Here is a 21,228-nt window from a genome sequence, read left to right as displayed (position 1 = left end):
CACGGCGACACAGCAATGGGCCGCTTGCCGGGCGCCGTGCGCGGCTCGATGAGGCGAAGAGGCGCCGAGGCGAGACCCCGCCGCACAGCCCCAAGCGGATTGGCGGGGCGGGCCGAAGGCGCGGAGCCCATGAAAACCCTTAAAGGGAGCCCGGATCAGTGAAGGGGCAGATGAGCCAGGCGCGGCCAACTCAGGCCTATCCCCACACGAACCCTAGACTTTTGTGAAGCGCTTCTTCAGCTCCTTGTACTCCTCCTGCGGTACCTTCGACGCCTCCCTCTTACCGTCTTCAGTTAAATTGACCTCGTAACCGGTCATCGTGATGTAGCCCTTATCCCTCAAACCACGTATGGCTTCCGCGAAGCCCCCCACAACGCGCGCAAAGTTCGGGTTCTTCCTAGGCAAAAACTCCTCCGTAATGAACTCAGCTAGGTATTCCTCAGGTGCGCTGCTCCCAGATTGATAATATATCTTGCCGCCGTACTCATAATAGATGTACGCTAGCAAGAACCTTTCAACGCCGGTTAGACTCAACTCCCCCACCCGACGTTTTTTCCGAAGCCTCCTATATTTACTTTTGCATCTATTCCTCTTCAAAAAAGGAAGATAGCCCTCAACGAGAGGCTCTCGGATTGCCTCAATACAGGAAACTAAAGAACAAAAATAAATAGAGGTTCCGTAAATATAGAGGGAGTGAGAGAGGTAGCGGCCGTAGTCTAGTCTGGTAGGATGGCGGCCTCCCAAGCCGCAGAACCCGGGTTCAAATCCCGGCGGCCGCACCTGGCTCCCATCTTCTCCTCGTTTTCCGACCCTTGAGCTACCGGATCTATGAGCACCTCCGTGTAGTCCACAACAAATCGTGGCCAGGTTGCTCGAGCTAACCGAGCTGACGGGGGATGCTTTAGCACCTGAGGCAACCCCAGGCCCATCACCAGAGCCTTCGGCACCCGCAACCGGGGTACATCACCGTTGAGCTGGAGAGGCTCCGCTCAGCGGGCTTCGTGAAGGAGGCTGTCGTCGGCAACGCAACACTGAAGCCGAGCAAGGATGACGAAGAGCCTAAGGGGACCAGTGGGGGCAGAAAAGGAGGAGCAGTAAGGTGAATGCTTTTTATGTGCACCGCGAAGACTCGCGCCAGGTAGTTTCGCGGAGAACGGGGGACCATGGAGTTTACGCTAATGTCATTCTCGCATGCCAAGCTGTTGAAGAAAAAACAGTACAGATAGTGCCGGGGCCGGGATTCGAACCCGGGAAACTCCCGCATACCCCTAGGCAGGGGTATGTACCGGATTATGAGTCCGGCGCCCTAGACCAGGCTAGGCGACCCCGGCTCTGTGTTTCAAGACAACTCTGGGGAAAATATAATTCTTGCGCTAGAAGGTTACCCTGGAGGCGTAGATCTTCTGCTGTAGCTCATCGACAAACGTTTCAACACCTTTCACCTGCGGTAATCGCGTCATGATGTCTCGCTCAGTCAATATCCCAACCGGTTTCTTCTCAGCGGAGACAACAACAACCGCTCCGATCCCGCGCTCCTTCATCCTCTTCACCGCCACACCCACATCGTCCTCAGGGCTCACCGTTACCACAAGCCTACTGGCGATGTAGGCTAAAGGTGTTTCATAGACCCTCTGGGCATCACCGGCCCGAAGGGCTTTTAGCACATCATCCGAGGCGAGGAAGCCTAGAATATCTTTGACCGTGACTATACCCTGTAGCTCGCTTCCGGCTATAAGCGGTATGCGCCTGACTCTCCTCTCGCTCATAAGCTGAAGACCCGTCCTGATGTTATCGCTGGGCGTAAGGCTGGCGAAAGGCTTAGTCATTATCTCCTTCACCTTAACATGGGACTCCACGTCGGCGAAAAGAGAAATTATGTGCCGCTCCGAGATGATGCCCACCAACACGCCGTCCCTGTTCACCACGGCCAAAGCGCCGACGCCGCGGTAAAGCATAGTTTCAACAATATCCTTGAGGTCAGCGTCCATGTAGACGAATGGAGGCTTGTAGCTTAGCGATAAGGCATCAGTCTCTTCTAAGGCTTTGTACATGTCGCCGCTGTAAGTCCCGACAACAATGTCTTTAAACCTCCTACCTCCCAAGAAGTCCACAAGATCGCGGACAGATACCATACCAACAAGCTTACCATCATTGTCCACCAGCGGGCAGTGCCTGACACGCTTCGATGCCATTCCAATAAGTACCTCGAGAAGCTTTGAATCAGGCTTCAGGAAAAGGGCGGGGGGGTAGCGACCCACACCGATTTCAAACAGCTTCATCAAACATTACCTAACCCCTGGGGTTAAAATCTGTTATCTGCATAAGAGATGTTCAACAATAAACGAAGACATCAATGCAAGTGAGATGACAAGCTCGAAGAAGACAAATGAAAATAAAAATATCGGAAGAATATCGCGCCGCGTAGGAGTTTTATGCTCAGGCTCACACCAGTAGACAGCCTCGGGCTATTGGGAGTGGCCGGCTCGCACCTCGGGCAGAGCCCTCGGTGCATACACCGCCACCCCATCAACCCCGTCTTCTACGGGTGCCCTCGTCTCGGCCAGGAGCCTCGTCGCCGAGGCTCCATGTGGCCGAGAGCGGCCGCCTCGTCTCGGGGTGGGTTTCCCGCTTAGATGCCTTCAGCGGTTACCCCTTGCGGCGTGGCTGCCCGGCAGTGCCCTGCCGGACAACCGGTAGACTAGAGGCCGCGGCCCGCCGTTCCTCTCGTACTGAGCGGACCATCCCCTCAGGCGGCCAACGGTCCCGGCAGGTAGAGTCCGACCTGTCTCGCGACGGTCTAAACCCATCTCACGTTCCCTTTTAATGGGCGAGCAGCCCCACTCTTGGCCCCTGCTGCAGGGCCAAGCTAGGAAGAGACGACGTCTGGGTACCAAACCGCGGGGTCGATGTGAACTCTCGCCCGCGACGAGCCGGTTATTCCCGGGGTAACTTTTCTGTCATGCCCGGCCCCCACCGAAGGGGGCACGAGCGTTCGCTAGGCCCCGGTTTCCCGCCTGCGCCCCATGCGTTTAAGGGCGCAGTCAGCCCGGCTTTTGGCCTTGCCCTCTACGGCGGAGTTCTGACCCGCCTGAGCCGAGCTTTGGGCACCCCTGATACCTTTTCAGGGGTGTGCCGCCCCAGCCGAACAGCCCACCTGGCGCTGTCCCCCAGGATTGCCCCAGGGTTAGGGATACAGCCACGGGTGAGCGGTGTTTCATGGTCGCATCCACCAGCCCCGGAGGACTGGTTTCATCGCTCCCGCCTACGCTACGCACCCGCAGCCGTATCCCAACGCCAGGCTGCTGTGAAGCTCCACGGGGTCTTCTCGCCCCACCGGGACTCCCAGGACTCTGCACCTGGTTGCGGGTTCAGCGGGTCCCGGGCTGGGACAGTGGGGACCTCGTTGATCCATTCATGCGCGCCGGAACTTACCCGGCAAGGCATTTGGCTACCTTAAGAGAGTCAGAGTTACTCCCGGCCTTCAGCGGCGCTTCGCCCGGTTGTACCCGGGTTTCACGTACCGCCAGTGGCCAGGATTCAGCCCCCGTACTCACCCTTTCGGGCTCGCGGGGACCTATGTTTTTATTAAACAGTCGGGTCCCCCTTGTCACTGCGACCTGCGGTCCCAGGGGTGTGCCCCAAGACCGCAGGCACCCCTTCTCCCGAAGTTACGGGGCCAATTTGCCGAGTTCCCTAGCCCGGGTTACCCCGCCACGCCTTGGGCTTCTCACCCAGGGGCACCTGTGTCGGTTCTCGGTACGGTCGTGGGGGGTCCTTCCCCGCTCCCTTTTCACGGGCCCCAGGAGTCGGGGGAACCTGCCTAACGGCAGGCCCATCGCGCCTTCACCCGCTTCTCGCCATGACGGCACTCCGCGGGCTTCAGCGCTTGGATAGGGCGGCGGCCCTACTCCCCCTATCCCGAGGCGTCAGGAGCGGGGCCTTGCGTTGCCGCGAAGCGTACCCCCACGGCAGGGGAATATTAACCCCTTTCCCTTTCGGTGGCACCAGGTTAAGGGCCACCTTAGGACCGGCTAACCCTCAGCCGACGACCGTTGCTGAGGAACCCTTGCCCTTTCGGCGGAGGGGATTCTCACCCCTCTTGCGCTCTTACTACCGCCGGGATTTTCATTCCGAGCGGATCCACCGGACCTCACGGCCCGGCTTCTAGTCCACCCGGACGCCCCCCTACCGGATCACCCCGCAATGCGGGGTGCCCCGGGGTCTCGGCGGCCGGCTTAGTCCCGCTAATCTTCGGGGCCCCCCGCCTCGGCGGGTAAGCTGTTACGCACTTCTTAGCCGATGGCTGCTTCTAAGCCTACGGCCCCGCTGTCTAAGGCGGGGGACACCCTTCTGGCTTGACACTTTAGCCGGCACTTGGGGGCCTTAACCCCGGTCTGGGTTGTTCCCCTCTCGGCCTGGCGGCTTATCCGCCAGAACCCGTCTCCGCCCTTCTACGGTGCCGACCGGTTCGGGGTTCGAAAGGGAGCCGGGGCCTTTCGGCCCCTAAACCCCCAATCGGTGCCCTACCCGATCGGCCACCTCCGGGCGGGCCGGGCTGGGACCCGCTTTGGGGGGAACCAGCTATCACCGAGCTTGATTGGTCTTTTGCCCCTAGGCCGAGGTCAGAGGAACGAATTGCACGTCAGAACCCCTGCGGGCCTCCACCCGGCTTTCGCCGGGCTTCACCCTGCCCCGGCCTAGATCGCTCGGTTTCTGGTCTCACGGCTGTGACTCCGGGCCCTTTCAGACCCCGCCCCACACCGGTCTTGCGACCGGCTACGGGCATGTCGGTTTCCCTACGCCTTCGGGGTTAGAGCCCCTTAGGCTCGCCACAGCCGTGAACTCCCCGGCCCGTGTTTCTAGACGTAAGGCGTGACCCCGGTCCCCTCCCCTCGTACTCCCCGGTCGCCCGGGTTTCCTTCGGGGAGGATCGACCCTTTCGGGCCACGCCACCTGTAGCCGCTCGGTTTCAGGCTCTTTTCACCCCCCTTCCGGGGTACTTTTCAGCTTTCCCTCACGGTACTTAGTTCGCTATCGGTCTCGGGACGTATTTAGCCTTGGAGGTCGGTGCCCCCCAGCTTCCCACGGCAAAACCAAGCCGTGGTACTCAGGGACACCCGCCATCTCCCCCTCGGGTTTCGCCTACGGGGCTGTCACCCTCTGCGGCGGGGCTTTCCAGCCCACTTCGGCTACCCGAGGTCGGGAGGGCGCGGGGCCCTGCAACACCACATCCGCCCAGGCTCCTCGCCTGGGAGTTCGGTTTGGGCTCTCCCCCTTTCGGTCGCCCCTACTCAGGGGATCCCAGTTGGTTTCTTCTCCTCCCCCTACTAAGATGTTTCCGTTGGGGGGGTTCCCGCTCGGTACTCCCCAAGAGGGTTTCCCGAGCGCTACGGGCTCTTCGCCCGTAGCAGGAGGTCCCATTCGGCGATCCCCGGATCAAAGCCTGCCTGCGGCTACCCGGGGCGTATCGCCGCTTGCCACGGCCTTCCTCGGCGCCCGAGCCGAGCCATCCACCGAGCGGCTTCGAGCCGTCTACTGGTGTGAGCCTGATCTGCACACTCCTACGCGGCGCTCATTATCCCCATGCGCTCGCATGGGGCTCACGCCCTTCACCCAGGAGGCTGAGCCTCCTGGGTTGCATCCCAGATTAGCGTGAGGCGCGGTGCGCAGGCTTTTCGACCGGATCAATAAGGAGGTGATCCGGCCGCAGGTTCCCCTACGGCCACCTTGTTACGACTTCTCCCCCCTTGGGAGGCCCAGGTTCGACCTCCCACCTCTTCGGCGAGAGGCCTCACCTGGGCCTCCCTCGGGTGGAGCGACGGGCGGTGTGTGCAAGGAGCAGGGACGTATTCACCGCGCGTTGGTGACACGCGGTTACTAGGGATTCCACGTTCACGAGGGCGAGTTGCAGCCCTCGATTCCTACTGAGGCGGGGTTTACGGGATTACCTCCCCCTTTCGGGGTCGGAACCCGCTGTCCCCGCCATTGCAGCTCGCGTGTAGCCCGGGGGTTTCGGGGCATACTGACCTGCCGTAGCCCCCACCTTCCTCCGGCTTATCGCCGGCAGTCCCCCTAGAGTGCCCCGGCCCCGAAAGGCCGGGTAGCAACTAGGGGTGGGGGTCTCGCTCGTTCCCTGACTTAACAGGACACCTCACGGCACGAGCCGGCGACGGCCATGCACCTCCTCTCAGCTCGTCTGGCAAGGTCGTCAGCCTGGCCTTCATCCTGCTGTCGCCCCCGGTAAGGTTTCCGGCGTTGACTCCAATTAAACCGCAAGCTTCACCCCTTGTGGTGCTCCCCCGCCAATTCCTTTAAGTTTCAGCCTTGCGGCCGTACTCCCCAGGCGGCGGGCTTAACGGCTTCCCTACGACACTGGGCGAGCTCGAGGCCCGCCCAACACCTAGCCCGCATCGTTTACAGCTGGGACTACGGGGGTATCTAATCCCCTTTGCTCCCCCAGCTTTCGTCCCTCACCGTCGGGCGCGTTCCAGCCGGGCGCCTTCGCCACTGGTGGTCCTCCTGGGATTATAGGATTTCGCCCCTACCCCAGGAGTACCCCCGGCCTCTCCCGCCCCCTAGCCCGGCAGTATCCCCCCGCTCCCACGGTTGAGCCGTGGGCTTTAAAGGGGGACTTACCGGGCCGGCTACGGACGCTTTAGGCCCAATAATCGTCCCGACCACTCGCGGGGCTGGTATTACCGCGGCGGCTGACACCAGGCTTGCCCCCCGCTTATTCGCCCGGCTTTTTAGACCGGGCAAAAGCCACCCTCATCGGGTGGCACTCGGGGTGACTCCGTCACGGTTTCCCGCATTGCGGAAGTTTCGCCCCTGGTGCGCCCCGTAGGGCCTGGGCCCTTGTCTCAGTGCCCATCTCGGGGCTCCCGCTCTCACGGCCCCCACCCGTTATCGGCTTGGCGGGCCGTTACCCCGCCAACTACCTGATGGGCCGCAGCCCCATCCTCGGGCGGCTGCAGCGGGCATGGCGCTGCAGCCCTTTCGGCGCAGACCCATTCCAGGAGTCTGCACCTATGGGGGATTATCCCCAGTTTCCCGGGGTTATCCCCCTCCCGAGGGTAGGTTAGCCACGTGCTACTGAGCCGTCCGCCGGAGCCGGCCGTAGCCCCGGCTCCTAGACTTCCATGGGTTAGCCCCACCCCGATAGCAGTCGGGTCCGGCAGGATCAACCGGAGTCTGGCCGCGGGCGGGTGGAGCACCTAGATTAGCCTGCGCACCGCGCCTCACTTTCTTTTCCCCGAGAGTGCAGGCGCCCCCTCAGCGGCCGGCGCCAGTTTTCTCGGGGAAGCACTGTGTAGCCGTGGACGGAGGCCGCCTTTTCATTGGGAGAGGGATCCTCTCCCGCTAATCCAGGCGAGCCGCCGGTGTCCACGGCCGCAGTTTTAGTGGTTAATGGGGGTCTATTTAAACATTACTCGCGGGAAGCTTCCTCTGCATCCCATCATCCGAAACAATGGTATTTTTAGCTCTTCCCTGGATTCTTCCCGTGTTCGACCCGCGCTTCCCCCGCCTCCCGAGGGTATGGTGAGGGGTTGCTGGTTGGTGTTCGAGCGCGGGCTCGGGCTTGCAGCCACGGTGGCTGTGAAGAACTCCAGTGGCCTTACCGCGGAGCGGGGGCACTCATAGAGTAGAAGCCAAAAAAGAAAGAGGGGGAGAGAAAAAGGCTTTGTTGCTTTCAGCCTAGGAGCCTGAGCGCAGGTACTCCGAGAGGCCCAGCCCCTCTCCCCTGCCTCCCTCCTCAGCCTCTCTTTCTCAGCCGGCGCGGCGTGGTAGTCCGTGGCTCCGACGAGCACAACTTGCGTGAGCGCTTATAACTCTCCTCTTGCATTTAGCCTTGATGGTCGAGGTAGACAGGGAGGTCTGGAACTGCGTTGCGAGGTGGCTCGAGCTGACGGGTCTCACAAGAACGCTGTGGCGCCTGAGGCAGCCCAGGCCTCTCAGCAACTCGTTCAGCACAAGGAACTCGAGGTACATCGCCGTTGCGCTGGAGAGGCTCCGCTCAGCCGGCCTCATAAAAGAAGCCGTCGTTGGCAAACGCCCGCTACGTCTACCTCACCGAGGGGCCTGCGGACTGCTTGTGCTGCTCGGCTACAGTAGCGAGGAGCTAATGTGCGGCAAGGCTACCTTGAGGTTTATTCGGCGCAGAGCCTCAGCTGCCTCCTGTGGAGCATGACGGTGGCGATGTGCGAGCATATCCTGGCCTTGCGCACGTAGCCGCATGCCGGAGAGGCAGCCGCACCTGTACCCCCCTCGCTCACCCGGACATTGCACCAGGGGTACGTGTCGCCCAACTCGGGTAGCCCCCTGACGAGCCTGTTCTCCCCGCCAACCCTCTACACTTTGCCCGCTAGAAGCCTGTACACAGCACGGTAGAACCACTCCGCGGGCTTATCGGGAAAAGACGATTACGGCTCACCTAAGGCGTCGAGCAGGTCCCCGCGCTCCTCGACTATCTTATCGCGGCAGTAGCCGAATACGGCGCACATCACTAGCGCCCAGGCCACTTTGCTCTCACTGCTCCTAGCCCTCAAGCGAGAGCACTCACGGAGCCTTCTCTGTAACGGAAACGGTTACTCCGGCGAGGTGCGGGCCCTCCTCAGGTAGCCGTGGTCGATCAGCCTCAGTTAGCTCCCCCAGCTTCGTTTTCACTTTCACCTTTCACAGCGAAAAAGAGATAAGACCAAAACCAGGTGTAGTAGTGGCAAGTCCAGTTCCCGCCCCGGCGAATAGCCGTCTGGCGGGTGCCGCGCGCGGCGCGAGGAGGGTATGTGCCCGCGGCGACGCGGGCTGAAGGCCGCTAGGACGCGGCCCGCCGCGAAAAGGGGCGACCCATGGCCCCGCTAGGGGGCCCTCGGAGCAGTGAAGGGGGCAGATGAGGCCAGGCGCGGCCAAAAAGGTTTTTATGGCATGCGCGCGTATGGGAGGAGAGGGTGGCTCTACGTGAAAGTGCTCGACGTTTTAGGCGACTGGGTGAGGGTCCTAAAGCTCGCCACTAAGCCATCGAGAGAGGAGTACAAGCTGACCTTAAGAGTAGTCCTCCTCGGTCTCGGGATACTGGGCACGATGGGCTTCTTCTTCCAGCTGGCAGGATCCATGCTCGAGTTCGCCAGTATACAGGCTATACCGCGCGAGTACGCGCTTTTGGGGGGTCTAGTCGTCGGAGCTGTTATCTTCTTCATCGCGCTCTACCTGAGATCTCGAAGCGAGCTATAGGTGAGCTACGTGGAGCAAGCTTCCGCCACGAAAGCGACGCGCTTCTACGCGTTCCGCGTCACGGCAGGGCAGGAGTACAACGTTGCGCACCTCCTGTACAACAGAGCTAGCAAGGGACAATACAACGTAGACTCCATAGTTGTTGTGCCGGGCGTGAAGGGGCTTCTCTTCATAGAGTGCAGAGCCCTCTACGAGGCCCAGCGGCTCGTGGCCGGGATGAAGCACGTAAGGGGGGCTGTAAGGGGAGCCATTAGCTTCAGCGAAATGGAGTCGTTCATAAAGCCCAAACCCGTGGTCGAGGCCGTCAGAGTGGGTGACCTTGTCGAGATAATTAGAGGCCCCTTCGCCGGAATGAGGGGAAAAATCATCAGCGTGGACCCGGCAAGAAACGAAGTTAAAGTGGAGCTCGCAGAGGCCGTGTACGTGTTACCCGTAACGATCAGCGCGGATGACATTAAGGTGGTGAAGCGAGCGGAAGGATAATGCGGGAAGCATCGCCTCCTGCACAGAACGCCGCGCTAGACCTGCGCGCCTTGTTACAGTTCTACCGCTCTCAGAGCGAGATAATAGAGTCTCAGCGTAAGCTCAAGCTAGAGTTCGAGGTTGCTAGATTCATAAGAGACAGCCAGCCAACCCCGATAGTGGCCGACACCGAGCGTGGACCTGTTGTGTCTAACCTCTTCGCCGGCCGTAAAGCCTTGTTCGAGGTCCTCGGAGTCCGCGATGACGCCGAGGCTTACTCGAAGATGGCCAGAGCCATGTCCTCCCCGCTTCAGATAAGCAACCTAACGACCCCCTCGTTAGTGTCGCTCGGCGACGACCTCCTCAGGCTACCGGTACCCAAGTTCTTCGAGAAAGATGGGGGTTACTACATAACGGCAGGGGTATTCATCGCCAAGGAGGTTGGCGGCAGGGCCGTCAACGCGAGCATACACAGGGCTATGATCCTAGACGAGAACCACCTAGCGGTAAGGCTCGTTCCACGCCACCTCTATTACATGTTCACCCAGGCCGAGAAGAGGGGCATCGCGCTTCCTGCAGCGATCCTGGTTGGAGCACCACCTGCAGTTTACGTGGCTGCTGCGTGCAGTCCACCCTACGGAATTTACGAGGTAGAGGTCGCCAACACCTTAGCCGGTGGAGGTCTAGCTGGCACCTTAGACCTCCTCGAGGGTGTAGTGCTGCCGGTCCCGTCTGAAGTAGTTATACTCGGCGAGTTCTTGCCCGGTAAGCGCTCGAAGGAGGGTCCTTTCGTGGACATTCTCGGCACCTACGATGAGGTGCGCGAGGAGCCTGTTTTCCTGGTTCACGAGATTCTCACGAGGCAAACTCCATACTTTTACTCCATACTCTCCTCGGGTTACGAGCACACCCTCCTCATGGGTTTCCCGAGGGAAGTCGCGATATGGGACAGCGTGAGCAAGGTTGTCCCCAAGGTTCACAAAGTTAGGCTACCTCCTTCCGGCGGCGGATGGCTCTACGCTGTAGTCAGCATAGACAAGAGCACCGAAGGTGACGCAAAAAACGCTATACTGGCCGCATTTGCGGCGCACCCCTCCCTAAAGATAGCCATCGTCGTTGATGGCGACGTCGATCCAGACAACCCGGAAGACGTCGAGTGGGCTATTGCGACCAGGATGCAGCCAGACGAGGATTTAGTAGTCATTAGAGGGGCCCGGGGCAGCAGCCTCGACCCGTCGGCTGACCAAAAATCCCTCATAACCTCTAAGCTCGGCATAGACGCCACAAGGCCGCTAAGCAAGCCGGGTTGGATGTTTGAAAAAGCAAGAATACCCTGAGCCGTTCGGAACCCTGTGAGAGCTCGAAAGAGATGCTCAGTCGAAGGCAACTTCAGAACCTGTGAGTGATGCTTGCCTCGACGTTAGGATTTTCACTTTTAATGATCTCCAGTATCCAGAACCCAAAGACGTCCGCGCTTATCCGCCCAACGCCTTTCTTCCTGGAAAACGCGACTTGAAGTGCGGAGCCGTCTTCTTCGGCACAAACCTCGAACGTCTCCCCCCACAGCCAACCGCCCTGGTGGGTGAGAGATAGCTTAAGTTCCCAGCAGTTCGAGCTCTTCACGACGCTTCTTACCTTAAGTTGCACGCTTACTACACCGTTCACAGTCTCTATGGGCACTACGTTGCTAAAGCCTAATGCTCGCTTTAGCGCGGCTTCCAGCTCTGCCTTAGTGCACCCTGTGACGCTGAAGACTGCTTTTTTAACCAACGAGCTCGCCCTATGATCGTGGGCTCTTACACCACCCTGAAGAAAAGGTTTACGCGATCCCTCCGGGCTTTCAACCCCAGGCCAGATGATACCCTGGTTCTCGTGACGCTCGAGAACCTCCAGTCGCTTCTCCTTTTGGAGTTAGCCATAAGCGTGGAGCAAGAGTACAGCGTTGTGATGCATCACCTCCACCTAGGTGGAAGCCCGGGCGCATTCCGTGAGTTGGCGCTCCGCTCAAATCAGGTAGCTTCTAGCAGAAGCATCAATGGGGGCTTCACCACATACACGGATGTGAAGCTCACCGTGGCTTCTCTTAGTGAGGATTACCCTCAAGCCCTTTTCCTGCTACCATTCACCGCTGACGACCTCGCTTGCTATTTTCTCAGGGAAGTACTCAGAGGCAACCTAGCTGGACTCACCCTCGAGGCGTCAGCCCGCGTTGCCTACCCCCTCTACTCTACGTCGCTTCAGGAAATAGAGGAGGTCTACAGCAGTAGCCATTTAAAGGCAACTCTCATGACTGAGTGCAAACTCCTGAGGGAGCTTCAAGGCAGAGTATCCGCTCACGCTTTCGGAAGATTCTACGTGGACACTTTCGTTAAGGCTAGAGGCTTCTAGACCAGTGCGGGTTGAGCAGGTGCAAGAGCACGGCCTTCGAGGTATGCAGCCTGTTCTCTGCCTGGTCAAAAACCACGCTGTTGCCGCCCTCGATGACATCGTCGGTTATTTCTTCACCGCGGTGCGCAGGCAGGCAGTGCATCACGATGTAATCATCCCTGCCCACTTTTTTCAAAAGGTCTGAGTTCACCTGATACCGTTGCAAGAAGGCCTTGAGCCTCTCCTCTCGCTCCTTCTCCTGACCCATGCTCACGAAGACGTCTGTGTAAACGACGTCCGCGTCCCTCACAGCCTCAGCGGGATCCTCGTAGATCTCTATCTTTGAGTAAACGTCGTCCCCGAGTATCTCGGGATCTGGCTCGTAGGCCTTCGGTGAGGCGACTCGGATCCTCGCGCCGAGCTTCACCCCCGCTATTGCAAGCGAGTTGAAGACGTTATCCCTTCCATCACCGATGAAAGCTACCTTTACCCCGTCTACTCGCCCTTTCTTTTCCTTAATAGTCATGTAGTCAGCCAGGGCTTGCAAGGGGTGGTAGAGGTCGCTGAGCATATTTATCACAGGAACACGAGAGAACCTGGCCAGCTCTTCGAGGTCGGAGTGCCTGAAAACCCTAGCGGCAATGGCGTGGTGATACCTCGATAAAACCCTCGCAACATCCCTTACAGGCTCCCCGCGAGAAAGCTGAAGCTCCTGTGCAGAGTAGGTTATAGGTAGCCCCCCAAGCTCATACACAGCTACCGAGAAGGAGGCCCTTGTTCTCGTTGAGGGCTTCTCAAATATCAGAGCGACGTTGAACCCTGAGAGAAACGGAAGCACCGCCCTACCTTTCTGCCTCAGCCTCTTTAACAGGATGGCGTCATCGATCAGGAGCCTAATTTCTTCGGCAGTGTAATCCTTTAGGGTCAGAAAGTCTCTTTTAGACACAAACTCTCTCCTCGGCAGGAGTATAAAAACCTAGTCGAGCAGGGAGTCAACGAAGTTCCTGAAGTCAAATGGATGCAGGTCTTCGAGCTTCTGACCGGCCCCGACGTACAGGATAGGCCTACCCGTAGTATACACGATTGATAACACCACTCCCCCCTTGGTGTCAGCATCGAACTTTGTAACTATACTGCCATCAAAACCCACTTCTTCAAAAAACGTCCTAGCCATCTCCACCGCATCGTTCCCGGTGAGCGCGTCTCCAACGAAAACCCTAAAGTCCGGCTCAACCACCCTGATTATCTTCCTCATCTCATCCATCAGATTTCTCCTGGTGTGCATCCGCCCAGCTGTGTCCACGAGCACAACGTCGAACCCTTGCTTCCTGGCCCTCTCGACAGCCTCATAGGCAACCGCAGCCGGATCGGCGCCGTAACCTAGGCTTACAAGGAACGCCCCGGACATACTCGCGATCTGGGACACCTGCTCAATAGCCCCAGCTCTGAATGTATCGGCGGCTGCGATCACTACCCTGTAACCCCTTAACCTCAGACGGTAAGCAAGTTTTCCGATTGTGGTGGTTTTTCCGTGGCCGTTCGGTCCCAGGAAAACAACCTTGTACGGCTCAGCTCCGCCTTTCCTGACCGAAACCTCACGCTCGAGGTTGAAAACCCCAGCTCTTTCAAAAACATCCAGCAAAACGGCTTTAAGCTCTTCCCGGATGAACTCCGCAACGCTACTCCCACGTTTAACACTTCGCCCCACCACCCTTTCCCGAAGCTGAGCAATAAGGCCCTCCGCGACCTCAAGGGCTACGTTGTTCTCCACGAGCTCTAGCAGAAGCTTAGATGAAGCCTCGTCGAAGCTTTCAGGAGTTATTTCCTTGTACGCCAAGGATCTGACAAACTCCCTGAAAACCCGTGAAAGCCCTTGCTGCATTGCGGGCTACCTTAACGCGGCCTGCAACTGTTGCAGTCTCTGGAGAATCTTGTTGAGCTCATCAACTCTTCTCTCGATGAGCTGCTGCAGCTCATCCCTTCTTTGCTTCAGAAACTCCAGCGTGTCGTTAAGGTCTTTCTCAACGAGGATGTTGGACCCGATGGATACGAGGAACTTGTCCTGCCTGTTTATAATAGCCCTGGCATAGACGCCCGTCGATATAGGTATGAGGATCTCACGCGAGTCGCCAAGCGAGCTTATGTTCTTCAGAGTCGCAACTGTTGCGTCAACCTCCACGAGAAGATTCTGGGCAAGCGATATCTCCTTTTGAAGCTCCTCCGCTAGCTGAGTAAGCAAACCATACTCCTCAGCTAGACTTGCTCTTTCCTGCTTAGAGCTCATATATGAACCCTCTCGTCGCTTGTGACGGCAGAGCACTAATAAGGCTTTTCGTTAATATAGCCCATGCGTGGAAACCCCCTTCACGTGTTCCAGACCCCATCGAGACTTTCTGTGGCGCCCAGCAAGTAGCTTAGTGAGCGTGGGAGGAACTGGGCAAAAATCCCCGCTTCTCCGCTCTACGTGCTAGCGCTCTCAGGTGATTACCAAGGCTCATAGCGCCCACGCGGGGCCTGTCAACTCAAGCAAACCCTACGAGAAGCCGAGGCAGAAACGTGGCAAAGCGCCCAGAAACGCGATCGCTGCCAAAAAGCCTAGCGCGTGTAAACCACGACTTTGTCTGAGGAAGCCAAGCTCTTAATGTAGTTGTCCTCGATCTCGTCTACACTAACCTCCTTCACGCTGTGTATTTTAATGTGGTTTCGTGTAACCTTGTGCCTGCTGCCTAAAACACTGTAAACCTTTTCCATGGCCTCACTCTCCTTAACTGCACGGACGTAGATTCTGAAACCCTGCCGCGCTCCGAGCCGGAGTTTCATCTCGCCACGGATTTCGAATGTCCTAGCAATCATAGGTCTCTCGTTCTTCACCTCCAACTTCCTCAAAAACTTTTTGTCCACAACGGCGCTGTAGGAGGAACACGTTATAGTATACTTCTTTCGTGTTCAACACCACTTTCTCCCATTCAACAAGGGTTTATTGAGGCCATGGAGGGTGCATTCGAGCACGACTTGGCTTGAGAAGTGTAACAACCAGTTTAAGGGGCAGGTGAGAGCGGGGAAAGAGGAGCGAGGAGCAGCAGGAGTAACTGGACAGCTCGGGTGTTTTGTGGCAAACTTTTTAAGATAGCATTGCAAGCTCCCGTTGGGGGCCGGTCGTCTAGTGGGAGGATGCCGCCTTCGCAAGGGCGCGGATTCGAGGGGCTCCGGGAGCGGCGGTGGTCCCGGGTTCGAATCCCGGCCGGTCCACTTTTCGGAGGTTTTCACTTTCAGCTTATTCGGCAAGGGTTTTTGTTGCTCTACGGTTATATTTCAACTGTAGTGTGCGGATTTCGAATGGTTAACGTAAAGACTCGACTGCGGGGTGTGAGGTGGTGATGGTTAGGGAGAATGGTAACATAGGTGTTCTCTTCGTTGATGGGAGTGAAGAGTCGAAGCGCCTGCTAGCAAAGCTGGCTGAAAACGGTCTTTCCGGCTTGATCGAGGTGGTTGACGTTTCGAAAAACAGCCTTAGGGGTTGGTTACTTCTTGAGTACGGGACCTCAGAGGTTCCACTATTAGTCACGGAAAAAGGGGTGCTCTCGGGTTCGAAGAGCATCGAGGAGTATATCAATAAGCTCCTTAAAAGCTGAAATTTTTTAATCATCTCGTAATTTTTGTGTCGTGCACGTAATAGTGGATGCTATCGTGTGGATTCTCCCAGCCTACTTTGCCAACGGGGCCCCAGTTCTAACCGTTCATGTTATCCGGCGGGCTGGTTACCGTCCGCACCCCCTTGACTTTGGGGCCACATTCACAGACGGAAGGAGGGTTTTAGGAGACAACAAATCTATTGAGGGTTTCCTAGGCGGGGTTGCCGCGGGGACTGCCGGTGGAGCCCTGTTGCAGCTTTTCGGGCTGCATGACCTCTTGTCCGCCTTCGTGATGTCCATCGGGGCACTAACAGGCGACCTGGTAGGCGCGTTCATCAAAAGGAGGCTGGGTCTAAGACCCGGAGATCCCGCTCCACTTTTAGACCAACTGGACTTTGTGGCGGGATCGGTGCTCGCCTACTGGCTTTACAAGCCACCACCGCTGGAATACGTTGTGGTGGTTGTTGTTCTAACGCCTCTTATTCATCTAGTCACCAATGCAGTGGCGTACGTTCTGGGGATAAAAGACAGGCCATGGTAGCCTAAAAGCGCGTGGGAGGCACATCGTAAGCATCGAATCCGCGGGGGTAGATCAGCGCGGCATTGCTGAAGAAGTTACAGGCTCCCGTTCCGGCCCCTCAAACGCCAACGTCTTCGCAACGGATCCGCTTTTTCCTTAATGCCTCTAGGTACGACTGCGGGGGTGGATCCGTCTCGTAGAGTAGCTTTCTGTAGGCCTCGAGAGGCGTGAAGCTCAGCCCGGCTATCTCACTGTAGAGATGGATATCCACTGCCGGTGAGATCTCGTCAATAACAGTTCGCCAGTTCGGGTCGCGAAGTATGTGATGCGACACGATGTTGATTCTCTTCACCCTTAAAGCCTTTGCTAGGTTCTCTAACCCCTTGCTTAACTTGTCCTTGCCCCTGTCTCCTAGGTAGGTTGGGGGACCACCGATTACGGCCACTTTGAAGCCCTCATTTAGCAAAACCATCAGCGCTGCATCGGAGACGGGTCCTTGGACGTCAGGCATGTAAGCCAGTATCGCCTCACCCCCGACGTACAACTTGAAGCAGGCAACCCAACCCAGTTTCTCATCCCCGTGAACTGCGAGAAAGCTTTCGAGAAGCGTGTCGCCTACCTGCAGTCTCCCCGTGTCCGCGAAGATCACCCTAGCACCGCTCTTCGATTCTTCGAGCGCTTTGAAAAACTGCTGGGCTCGACGCTTCTGGTTGAAGTTTATGCTAGAGGTTGGCGACTTCGCAAGCAGCGTTTTACCGGAGTAGACCTCTAGGAATGTCTCCTCATCGGTGCACTCGTAAAGCGACTTATAGGGTGGTGTGTAGTGGTCCCGGTGGTAGTGCGACACCGTAACAACATCAGCCTTACCCGCGTACTCCACGATCTTCTCTCTGAGCCTTCTCAGAGACCTGAACTCCTCTGGGTGCGGCGGCAGACCGTAACGAAGCGGTCCGAGGCTTATCCCAGCGTCGAAGAGAATCCTCGCGTCTGGAGTTTCAACGTATAGACTCATCGAGCGCACTCCTAGGCTTTCGTCCGCGATCGGAGTTATAGTCACTCTACCCACTTTAAGCATCGCCGATAACCCTCGCTCTCCTCTGCTCGTGGTACCTGCGCCAGAGCTCCTGCAGTGTCGTGACCTCTTCGGGGCTCTTGTCCGGCCTTATTCTCCTGATCCTCGCGAACCTCAAGGCAAGCCCCGAGCTATACCTCGGACTTCTCTGTATCTCCGAATAGTCCACTTCGACCACGATCTGCGGCTTCACGTGGACAACCCACCCCTCTTCACGCGTCTTCAGCTCCAACAGCTTCCTAGTTATTTCCTCAAACTCAGCGTCAGTTAATCCTTTGAAGGTCTTCCCGACGACGACGAAGCCTCCTGCGTTCTCATCTCTAACTGCCAAGTAGTAGTCGCTGAGCCACCCGGCACGCCTCCCGTGCCCCCACTCAGCGGCAACTATCACGCAGTCAACCGTGTCGGCTTTTTTCAGCTTCAACCACTTCTTTCCACGCACGCCCGGCTCGTAGTTCGACCCCGGCTGCTTGCACACAACGCCCTCGTGGCCCTCTCTAAGCGCCTCCTCGTAGAAGGTTTCCAGCTCCTCCACACTCGAGACGAACCTCTGCCTTGCGAGAAGCTCTCGTCCCAGCGCGTCCTCCAGAAGTTTTCTACGAGTAGCATAAGGCTCGTCGATCAGCATTCTGCCGTTCAGGTAAAGTATGTCAAAGAAGTAGACCTGAAACGGGACGCTCCTGAGGAAGCTTCTCAGCTCGTTTTTCCTTCGAAACCTGCGGGCCAGCTCCTGGAAGGCTACAGGCCTGCCCGCAACCACCCCCACGGCTTCGCCGTCCACCACCGCCGACTCCGCTTTCACGTGCTCACGCACCTTGTCAACAACGTCTGGAAGAAACTCCGTTATCCTGTGCATTCGCCTCGAGAAGATCTCAACCCTACCGTTCTTGACGTGCACCTGCACCCGAACACCATCGTACTTGAACTCTGCTGAAGTGTAGCCCGAGTGCTCTCGTAAAACCTCTAGCGGACTGTACGCCATATCCGCGAGCATGGGCTTAACGGGCCTGAAAATCTCTAAACTCACACTCCTGATGTCTTCACGGGCGACGACCCTCCTAGCTAGCTCACCCAAATCCCCTAGTAACATGTACCCTCTTCTGATCTCCTCCCCTGTGTAGCCTCCCATCTTGGCCAAAGACTCCAGAATAACCCCGACGTTAGCGCCTATTCTAACCTCGCCAAAGAGCATCCTTAGGAGGTATTCCACCTCCTCCTCACTCATCCTCGAGAAGAGGCCGCGGAGAAGCATAAGCTTCCTCTCTCTGGCCCCCTCGCCGCTCGCCTTTGAGATCCTGTCCAAGGTAGAGTACACTTCCTGAAGGGTCGGAGGCTCTCCCATGAGCGGCGCGATCCTGCTGTTCCTCAATTGCCGAATAGCATTGATTACGGTAGCATAACCCACACCTAACTCACGCTCATCCCCTTCGGGGAAAACAAACCCCGTAAGAAACCTCGCTGCGAGAGCGGCCTCTTCCGGGGTCAGCCCTTGAAAGAAGCTGGCCAGCACCCTAACCTTCTCAAGCCTGCTTCTCTTATCCTCGACCTGCTTAGCCACCTTCACGAGGTCGCTGAACGTCAAAGCCACTGCGCACTAACCCGCTTTTCTAAACCTGCTCCACTATATTTTCTCAACGCCGCTCTCATAGCTCTTTTTGTCATCCTAGGGCTTTTCCAAGCTAATTCCAATGATCCGCCACGTTGGGGGTCAGAAGCTGCTTCTCGAAAGTAAAGTGGGAGCTACACACGTAGGGGGGTCACTAAAACCCTGCTTCCTCCATTTTACAGGAGCAGCGGGCAAGCTTATCTTTTCGCGTTCTACGCGAAACCGTCGAGCGTCAGCTGGCTCCTCCTACCCCAAACCATCCTAAGCCGCTCGATTAAGGTTCTCACTCTACTCTCGGAGAACGAGTTCTCGTCCACTAGGAAACGCTCAAGTTCGTCGTAAGCCGGCTCCTGAAACTCTAGACTGTAGCTCTCCTTGACGGGCGGGTTGAGGAATATCTCGAGAACCTCCTCGTAGCCCGCTAGCTTCTCCCTGATGCTTCTAGGTAGCTGGTCAATGCTCCCGTACCTCTTTATCAATTGGAGGGCCTTTTTAGGGCCAACCCCCTTCACCCCTTCGTTGTAGTCAGTGCCCACCAGGATCGCTATTTCGACGAGCTGGCGCCTTGATATACCTAACCTCTGGAGCACGCCCTCAAGCTCCACGAGCTCGGGTTCGAGCCTCCTCGCCACCCCCTTGCTCGGCAACCACTCTGTACCCGTAAGGGTTAGGTAGCGGAGTAGGCGTGGGGAGCCGTAAAGCAGAGCGTCCCAGTCGAGAGTGGCTACAGCCCACGCGTCGCCCTTAGATACCATGTAAGCGGCCTGAGCCTCTGCGTCGGCCGGAGCGTCCACTACAGGCCACCCCATAAGCTTGACGAGTTTCTTAGAGCTCTCTATCACCCACTCATCAACCTTCACGGCGACGACGGCCTTCGAGAACGCTTTCTCGTACTCGCCTCTGGCCAGCAATTCCCGCATCTCCTTCTCGGCTTTTTCCCGGAGGAGTCTTCTCTTTGCAAGCTCACGCTGCTTTAGAGGTAGCGGTGGACCGTCAAAGACGAAGATGAAGTCACAGTGGTAATCGACAGCGAGCTTTGAGAAACGGGAGGCGAGGCCTACAAGGTGCGAAGTGACCTTTCTTTCCTTGTTCTCGAGAGGCTCGCCGTCGGGTCGGCGGATCAACGCGAGAAACTGGTAAATAGCGTTTAGAGCGTCCACGACCAGAGTCTTACCCCTAATCCCGCTTAGGCCTATTCTCAGGCGGGGGATTATGGGTGTAAGGTGCGTACCCACAGTTATTCTTTTCAAGGCGGCTCATCGTTATATATTCTGGTGCTTGGAGGTGGGGCTGCTGGATGTGAGCGTGGAGCAGGCCGAGAATTACCTCAGAAGCATGAGGGTGGTGGTTTTAGACTTCTATGCGGAGTGGTGTATCCCCTGCAAAGCCGTCGAGGAGGTGCTCGACCAGGTCTCTAAAGCGTTCCGGTCAAGTACAGATGTCGCGTTCCTGAGGATAGATGTCGACAGGGATAAGAGGGCGGTGGAGAGGTTTGAGGTCTACGGTCTACCAACGGTGATAGTTTTCCAAAAAGGGTTAGAGGTGAGGCGGTTCACAGGCGTACCTAGGAACTTTGCCATCGAGTTAGCCAGGCTCATCAAAAGCTTATCCTAGCAGTTCGTGGAGTTCTTTGAGCAGGCCCCTTCTCTCAAGCCTTTGAAGCTCCGTGGATGTGTATCGGTAGAGTATGTCTCCTCTATCAGGCTGAAAATCCCACGGCGCCACGAGAACAACATCCCCAACCCTCATCCACATCCTCTTTTTAAACTTACCGGGAATTCTGCAGAGCCTAACCTTGCCGTCGCTGCAGAAGACCCTAGCCCTGTCGAAGCCTAGCAGCTGCTGGATAACACATAAAAGCGTTGTCTGCCCGTCGGGTAGCGGGATTTCTGCTTCTTCTTCGCCGCGGGCATCGGCGTCTTTTTCTTTACTCATATAAGGTGCTGACGTTTCCCAAGCTTATAAATATTTAGTTCTTTTGAGTGGCCTCTTCACCTTGCAAGACAACGAGGTTTATCTGAACTATGTCGTCTGTTATGGTATTACCCCTAACGTATTTGCGCCTGCGCTCACCCTTCTCCCTCGGCCGGTAGCCCGGAGGCCCTGAGAGAAGAAAGTATCCCTTCCTCGCTCCCGGGATATCCGGCCTCATGGGCTCGCCCGCCCTTCCAGAGCCACCCCTTATCTGCAACTTAACGCCCGGCCTGCCGATGAGAGCTCCATCTATTATATCTCCGATTTTAAGCCCTATGAGTCTGGCGGCCTGGTCCCCTTTCACTTCCACTTGCTCAGCCTTACCGCTTGCAGGGTCAGAGATTACCAGCTTGAACTCAGGCATACC

The 21,228-nt window shown here is 57.4% G+C and carries 21 protein-coding genes, 3 tRNA genes and 2 rRNA genes; 10 read left to right on the top strand and 16 right to left on the bottom strand.

Annotation, left to right across the window (positions count from 1 at the left end):
• Nucleotides 1-213 precede the first annotated feature (213 nt).
• Nucleotides 214-543, bottom strand: coding sequence for a hypothetical protein (locus ACNO7C_RS03225; RefSeq protein WP_460025541.1), 330 nt, complete (start codon nt 541-543; stop codon nt 214-216).
• Nucleotides 544-705: 162 nt separating this feature from the next.
• On the opposite strand from ACNO7C_RS03225, the gene ACNO7C_RS03220 reads away from it, so the two are divergent.
• Nucleotides 706-779 (top strand) — tRNA-Gly (locus ACNO7C_RS03220).
• Nucleotides 780-1,226: 447 nt separating this feature from the next.
• On the opposite strand, the gene ACNO7C_RS03215 is transcribed toward ACNO7C_RS03220, so the two are convergent.
• From ACNO7C_RS03215 to ACNO7C_RS03200, 4 genes are all read right to left on the bottom strand, one after another.
• A tRNA-Met gene (locus ACNO7C_RS03215) sits at nt 1,227-1,331 on the bottom strand.
• A gap of 42 nt (nt 1,332-1,373) precedes the next feature.
• Complete coding sequence (locus ACNO7C_RS03210; protein ID WP_460025540.1) at nt 1,374-2,279, bottom strand: CBS domain-containing protein; 906 nt, start codon at nt 2,277-2,279, stop codon at nt 1,374-1,376.
• Nucleotides 2,280-2,448: 169 nt separating this feature from the next.
• A 23S ribosomal RNA gene (locus ACNO7C_RS03205) occupies nt 2,449-5,538 on the bottom strand.
• A gap of 152 nt (nt 5,539-5,690) precedes the next feature.
• Nucleotides 5,691-7,191 (bottom strand): 16S ribosomal RNA (locus ACNO7C_RS03200).
• Together the 16S and 23S rRNA genes form the textbook arrangement of a ribosomal RNA operon.
• Nucleotides 7,192-7,852: 661 nt before the next feature.
• Between ACNO7C_RS03200 and ACNO7C_RS03195 the strand changes: the two genes are divergently transcribed.
• Nucleotides 7,853-8,188, top strand: coding sequence for a hypothetical protein (locus tag ACNO7C_RS03195; protein ID WP_460025539.1), 336 nt, complete (start codon nt 7,853-7,855; stop codon nt 8,186-8,188).
• A gap of 232 nt (nt 8,189-8,420) precedes the next feature.
• Here the strand turns inward: ACNO7C_RS03195 and ACNO7C_RS03190 are convergent, their stop codons facing one another.
• Entirely contained in the window at nt 8,421-8,546 is a 126-nt protein-coding gene (locus ACNO7C_RS03190) for a hypothetical protein (RefSeq protein ID WP_460025538.1), read from the bottom strand.
• 376 nt (nt 8,547-8,922) lie between these two features.
• Here ACNO7C_RS03190 and ACNO7C_RS03185 point away from each other — a divergent pair, with 376 nt between their 5' ends.
• Genes ACNO7C_RS03185 through ACNO7C_RS03175 form a run of 3 tightly spaced genes read left to right on the top strand, consistent with a single transcriptional unit; the run spans nt 8,923 to nt 11,027 of the window.
• Nucleotides 8,923-9,228: a SecE/sec61-gamma family protein translocase subunit gene (locus ACNO7C_RS03185; protein WP_460025537.1), complete on the top strand. Its 306-nt coding sequence runs from the start codon at nt 8,923-8,925 to the stop codon at nt 9,226-9,228.
• A gap of 9 nt (nt 9,229-9,237) precedes the next feature.
• Nucleotides 9,238-9,711 (top strand): transcription elongation factor Spt5, encoded by a 474-nt coding sequence (locus tag ACNO7C_RS03180; RefSeq protein ID WP_318536241.1) that lies wholly within the window; start codon nt 9,238-9,240, stop codon nt 9,709-9,711.
• Nucleotides 9,711-11,027, top strand: coding sequence for a UbiD family decarboxylase (locus tag ACNO7C_RS03175; RefSeq protein WP_460025536.1), 1,317 nt, complete (start codon nt 9,711-9,713; stop codon nt 11,025-11,027). The genes ACNO7C_RS03180 and ACNO7C_RS03175 overlap by 1 nt, the downstream gene beginning before the upstream one ends.
• A gap of 52 nt (nt 11,028-11,079) precedes the next feature.
• Here the strand turns inward: ACNO7C_RS03175 and ACNO7C_RS03170 are convergent, their stop codons facing one another.
• Nucleotides 11,080-11,460, bottom strand: a complete 381-nt coding sequence (locus tag ACNO7C_RS03170) for a hypothetical protein (protein WP_460025535.1) — start codon at nt 11,458-11,460, stop codon at nt 11,080-11,082.
• Between the two features lie 12 nt (nt 11,461-11,472).
• Here ACNO7C_RS03170 and ACNO7C_RS03165 point away from each other — a divergent pair, with 12 nt between their 5' ends.
• Nucleotides 11,473-12,078, top strand: a complete 606-nt coding sequence (locus ACNO7C_RS03165) for a hypothetical protein (protein WP_460025534.1) — start codon at nt 11,473-11,475, stop codon at nt 12,076-12,078.
• Here the strand turns inward: ACNO7C_RS03165 and argF are convergent.
• The 4 genes from argF to rpl18a all read right to left on the bottom strand — a co-directional run bounded on the left by argF (nt 12,065) and on the right by rpl18a (nt 14,958).
• Nucleotides 12,065-13,003 carry an ornithine carbamoyltransferase gene (argF, locus tag ACNO7C_RS03160; protein ID WP_460025533.1) on the bottom strand — a complete coding sequence of 313 codons (939 nt, stop codon included), beginning with the start codon at nt 13,001-13,003 and terminating at the stop codon, nt 12,065-12,067. The genes ACNO7C_RS03165 and argF overlap by 14 nt on opposite strands.
• Before the next feature lie 30 nt (nt 13,004-13,033).
• Nucleotides 13,034-13,939 carry a signal recognition particle-docking protein FtsY gene (gene ftsY, locus ACNO7C_RS03155; RefSeq protein WP_460025532.1) on the bottom strand — a complete coding sequence of 302 codons (906 nt, stop codon included), beginning with the start codon at nt 13,937-13,939 and terminating at the stop codon, nt 13,034-13,036.
• Nucleotides 13,940-13,945: 6 nt separating this feature from the next.
• A complete protein-coding gene (gene pfdA, locus ACNO7C_RS03150; RefSeq protein WP_460025531.1) occupies nt 13,946-14,341 on the bottom strand; it encodes a prefoldin subunit alpha in 396 nt (131 codons plus the stop codon).
• A gap of 311 nt (nt 14,342-14,652) precedes the next feature.
• Nucleotides 14,653-14,958 (bottom strand): 50S ribosomal protein L18Ae, encoded by a 306-nt coding sequence (rpl18a, locus tag ACNO7C_RS03145; RefSeq protein WP_318536248.1) that lies wholly within the window; start codon nt 14,956-14,958, stop codon nt 14,653-14,655.
• A gap of 248 nt (nt 14,959-15,206) precedes the next feature.
• Between rpl18a and ACNO7C_RS03140 the strand changes: the two genes are divergently transcribed.
• The 3 genes from ACNO7C_RS03140 (at nt 15,207) to ACNO7C_RS03130 (ending at nt 16,230) form a co-directional block, all read left to right on the top strand.
• Nucleotides 15,207-15,306: transfer RNA gene (locus ACNO7C_RS03140), tRNA-Ala, on the top strand.
• Between the two features lie 128 nt (nt 15,307-15,434).
• A complete protein-coding gene (locus ACNO7C_RS03135; protein ID WP_460025892.1) occupies nt 15,435-15,689 on the top strand; it encodes a glutathione S-transferase N-terminal domain-containing protein in 255 nt (84 codons plus the stop codon).
• A 31-nt stretch (nt 15,690-15,720) separates the two neighbouring features.
• On the top strand, nt 15,721-16,230 hold the full coding sequence (locus ACNO7C_RS03130; RefSeq protein WP_460025530.1) for a CDP-2,3-bis-(O-geranylgeranyl)-sn-glycerol synthase: 510 nt from the start codon (nt 15,721-15,723) through the stop codon (nt 16,228-16,230).
• 97 nt (nt 16,231-16,327) lie between these two features.
• Here the strand turns inward: ACNO7C_RS03130 and ACNO7C_RS03125 are convergent, their stop codons facing one another.
• From ACNO7C_RS03125 to fen, 3 genes are all read right to left on the bottom strand, one after another.
• Nucleotides 16,328-17,284: an MBL fold metallo-hydrolase gene (locus ACNO7C_RS03125; protein ID WP_460025529.1), complete on the bottom strand. Its 957-nt coding sequence runs from the start codon at nt 17,282-17,284 to the stop codon at nt 16,328-16,330.
• On the bottom strand, nt 17,277-18,869 hold the full coding sequence (locus ACNO7C_RS03120; protein WP_460025528.1) for an ATP-dependent DNA ligase: 1,593 nt from the start codon (nt 18,867-18,869) through the stop codon (nt 17,277-17,279). The genes ACNO7C_RS03125 and ACNO7C_RS03120 overlap by 8 nt, the downstream gene beginning before the upstream one ends.
• 230 nt (nt 18,870-19,099) lie before the next feature.
• A complete protein-coding gene (fen, locus tag ACNO7C_RS03115; protein ID WP_460025527.1) occupies nt 19,100-20,122 on the bottom strand; it encodes a flap endonuclease-1 in 1,023 nt (340 codons plus the stop codon).
• A gap of 49 nt (nt 20,123-20,171) precedes the next feature.
• Between fen and ACNO7C_RS03110 the strand changes: the two genes are divergently transcribed.
• A complete protein-coding gene (locus ACNO7C_RS03110; RefSeq protein ID WP_460025526.1) occupies nt 20,172-20,501 on the top strand; it encodes a thioredoxin family protein in 330 nt (109 codons plus the stop codon).
• Here ACNO7C_RS03110 and ACNO7C_RS03105 read toward each other — a convergent pair.
• Both ACNO7C_RS03105 and ACNO7C_RS03100 read right to left on the bottom strand, forming a co-directional pair.
• The gene (locus ACNO7C_RS03105; RefSeq protein WP_460025525.1) at nt 20,493-20,822 is read right to left on the bottom strand and encodes a translation initiation factor aIF-1A; all 330 of its coding nucleotides are present in this window, start codon (nt 20,820-20,822) and stop codon (nt 20,493-20,495) included. The genes ACNO7C_RS03110 and ACNO7C_RS03105 overlap by 9 nt on opposite strands.
• A 34-nt stretch (nt 20,823-20,856) precedes the next feature.
• The gene (locus ACNO7C_RS03100) at nt 20,857-21,225 is read right to left on the bottom strand and encodes a 30S ribosomal protein S6e (protein ID WP_460025524.1); all 369 of its coding nucleotides are present in this window, start codon (nt 21,223-21,225) and stop codon (nt 20,857-20,859) included.
• Between the last annotated feature and the right edge of the window lie 3 nt (nt 21,226-21,228).

The organism is Infirmifilum tikiterense (assembly GCF_054696565.1).
Note: the sequence above shows the minus strand (reverse complement) of the source record. Positions and strands in the feature narration are given on the sequence as shown.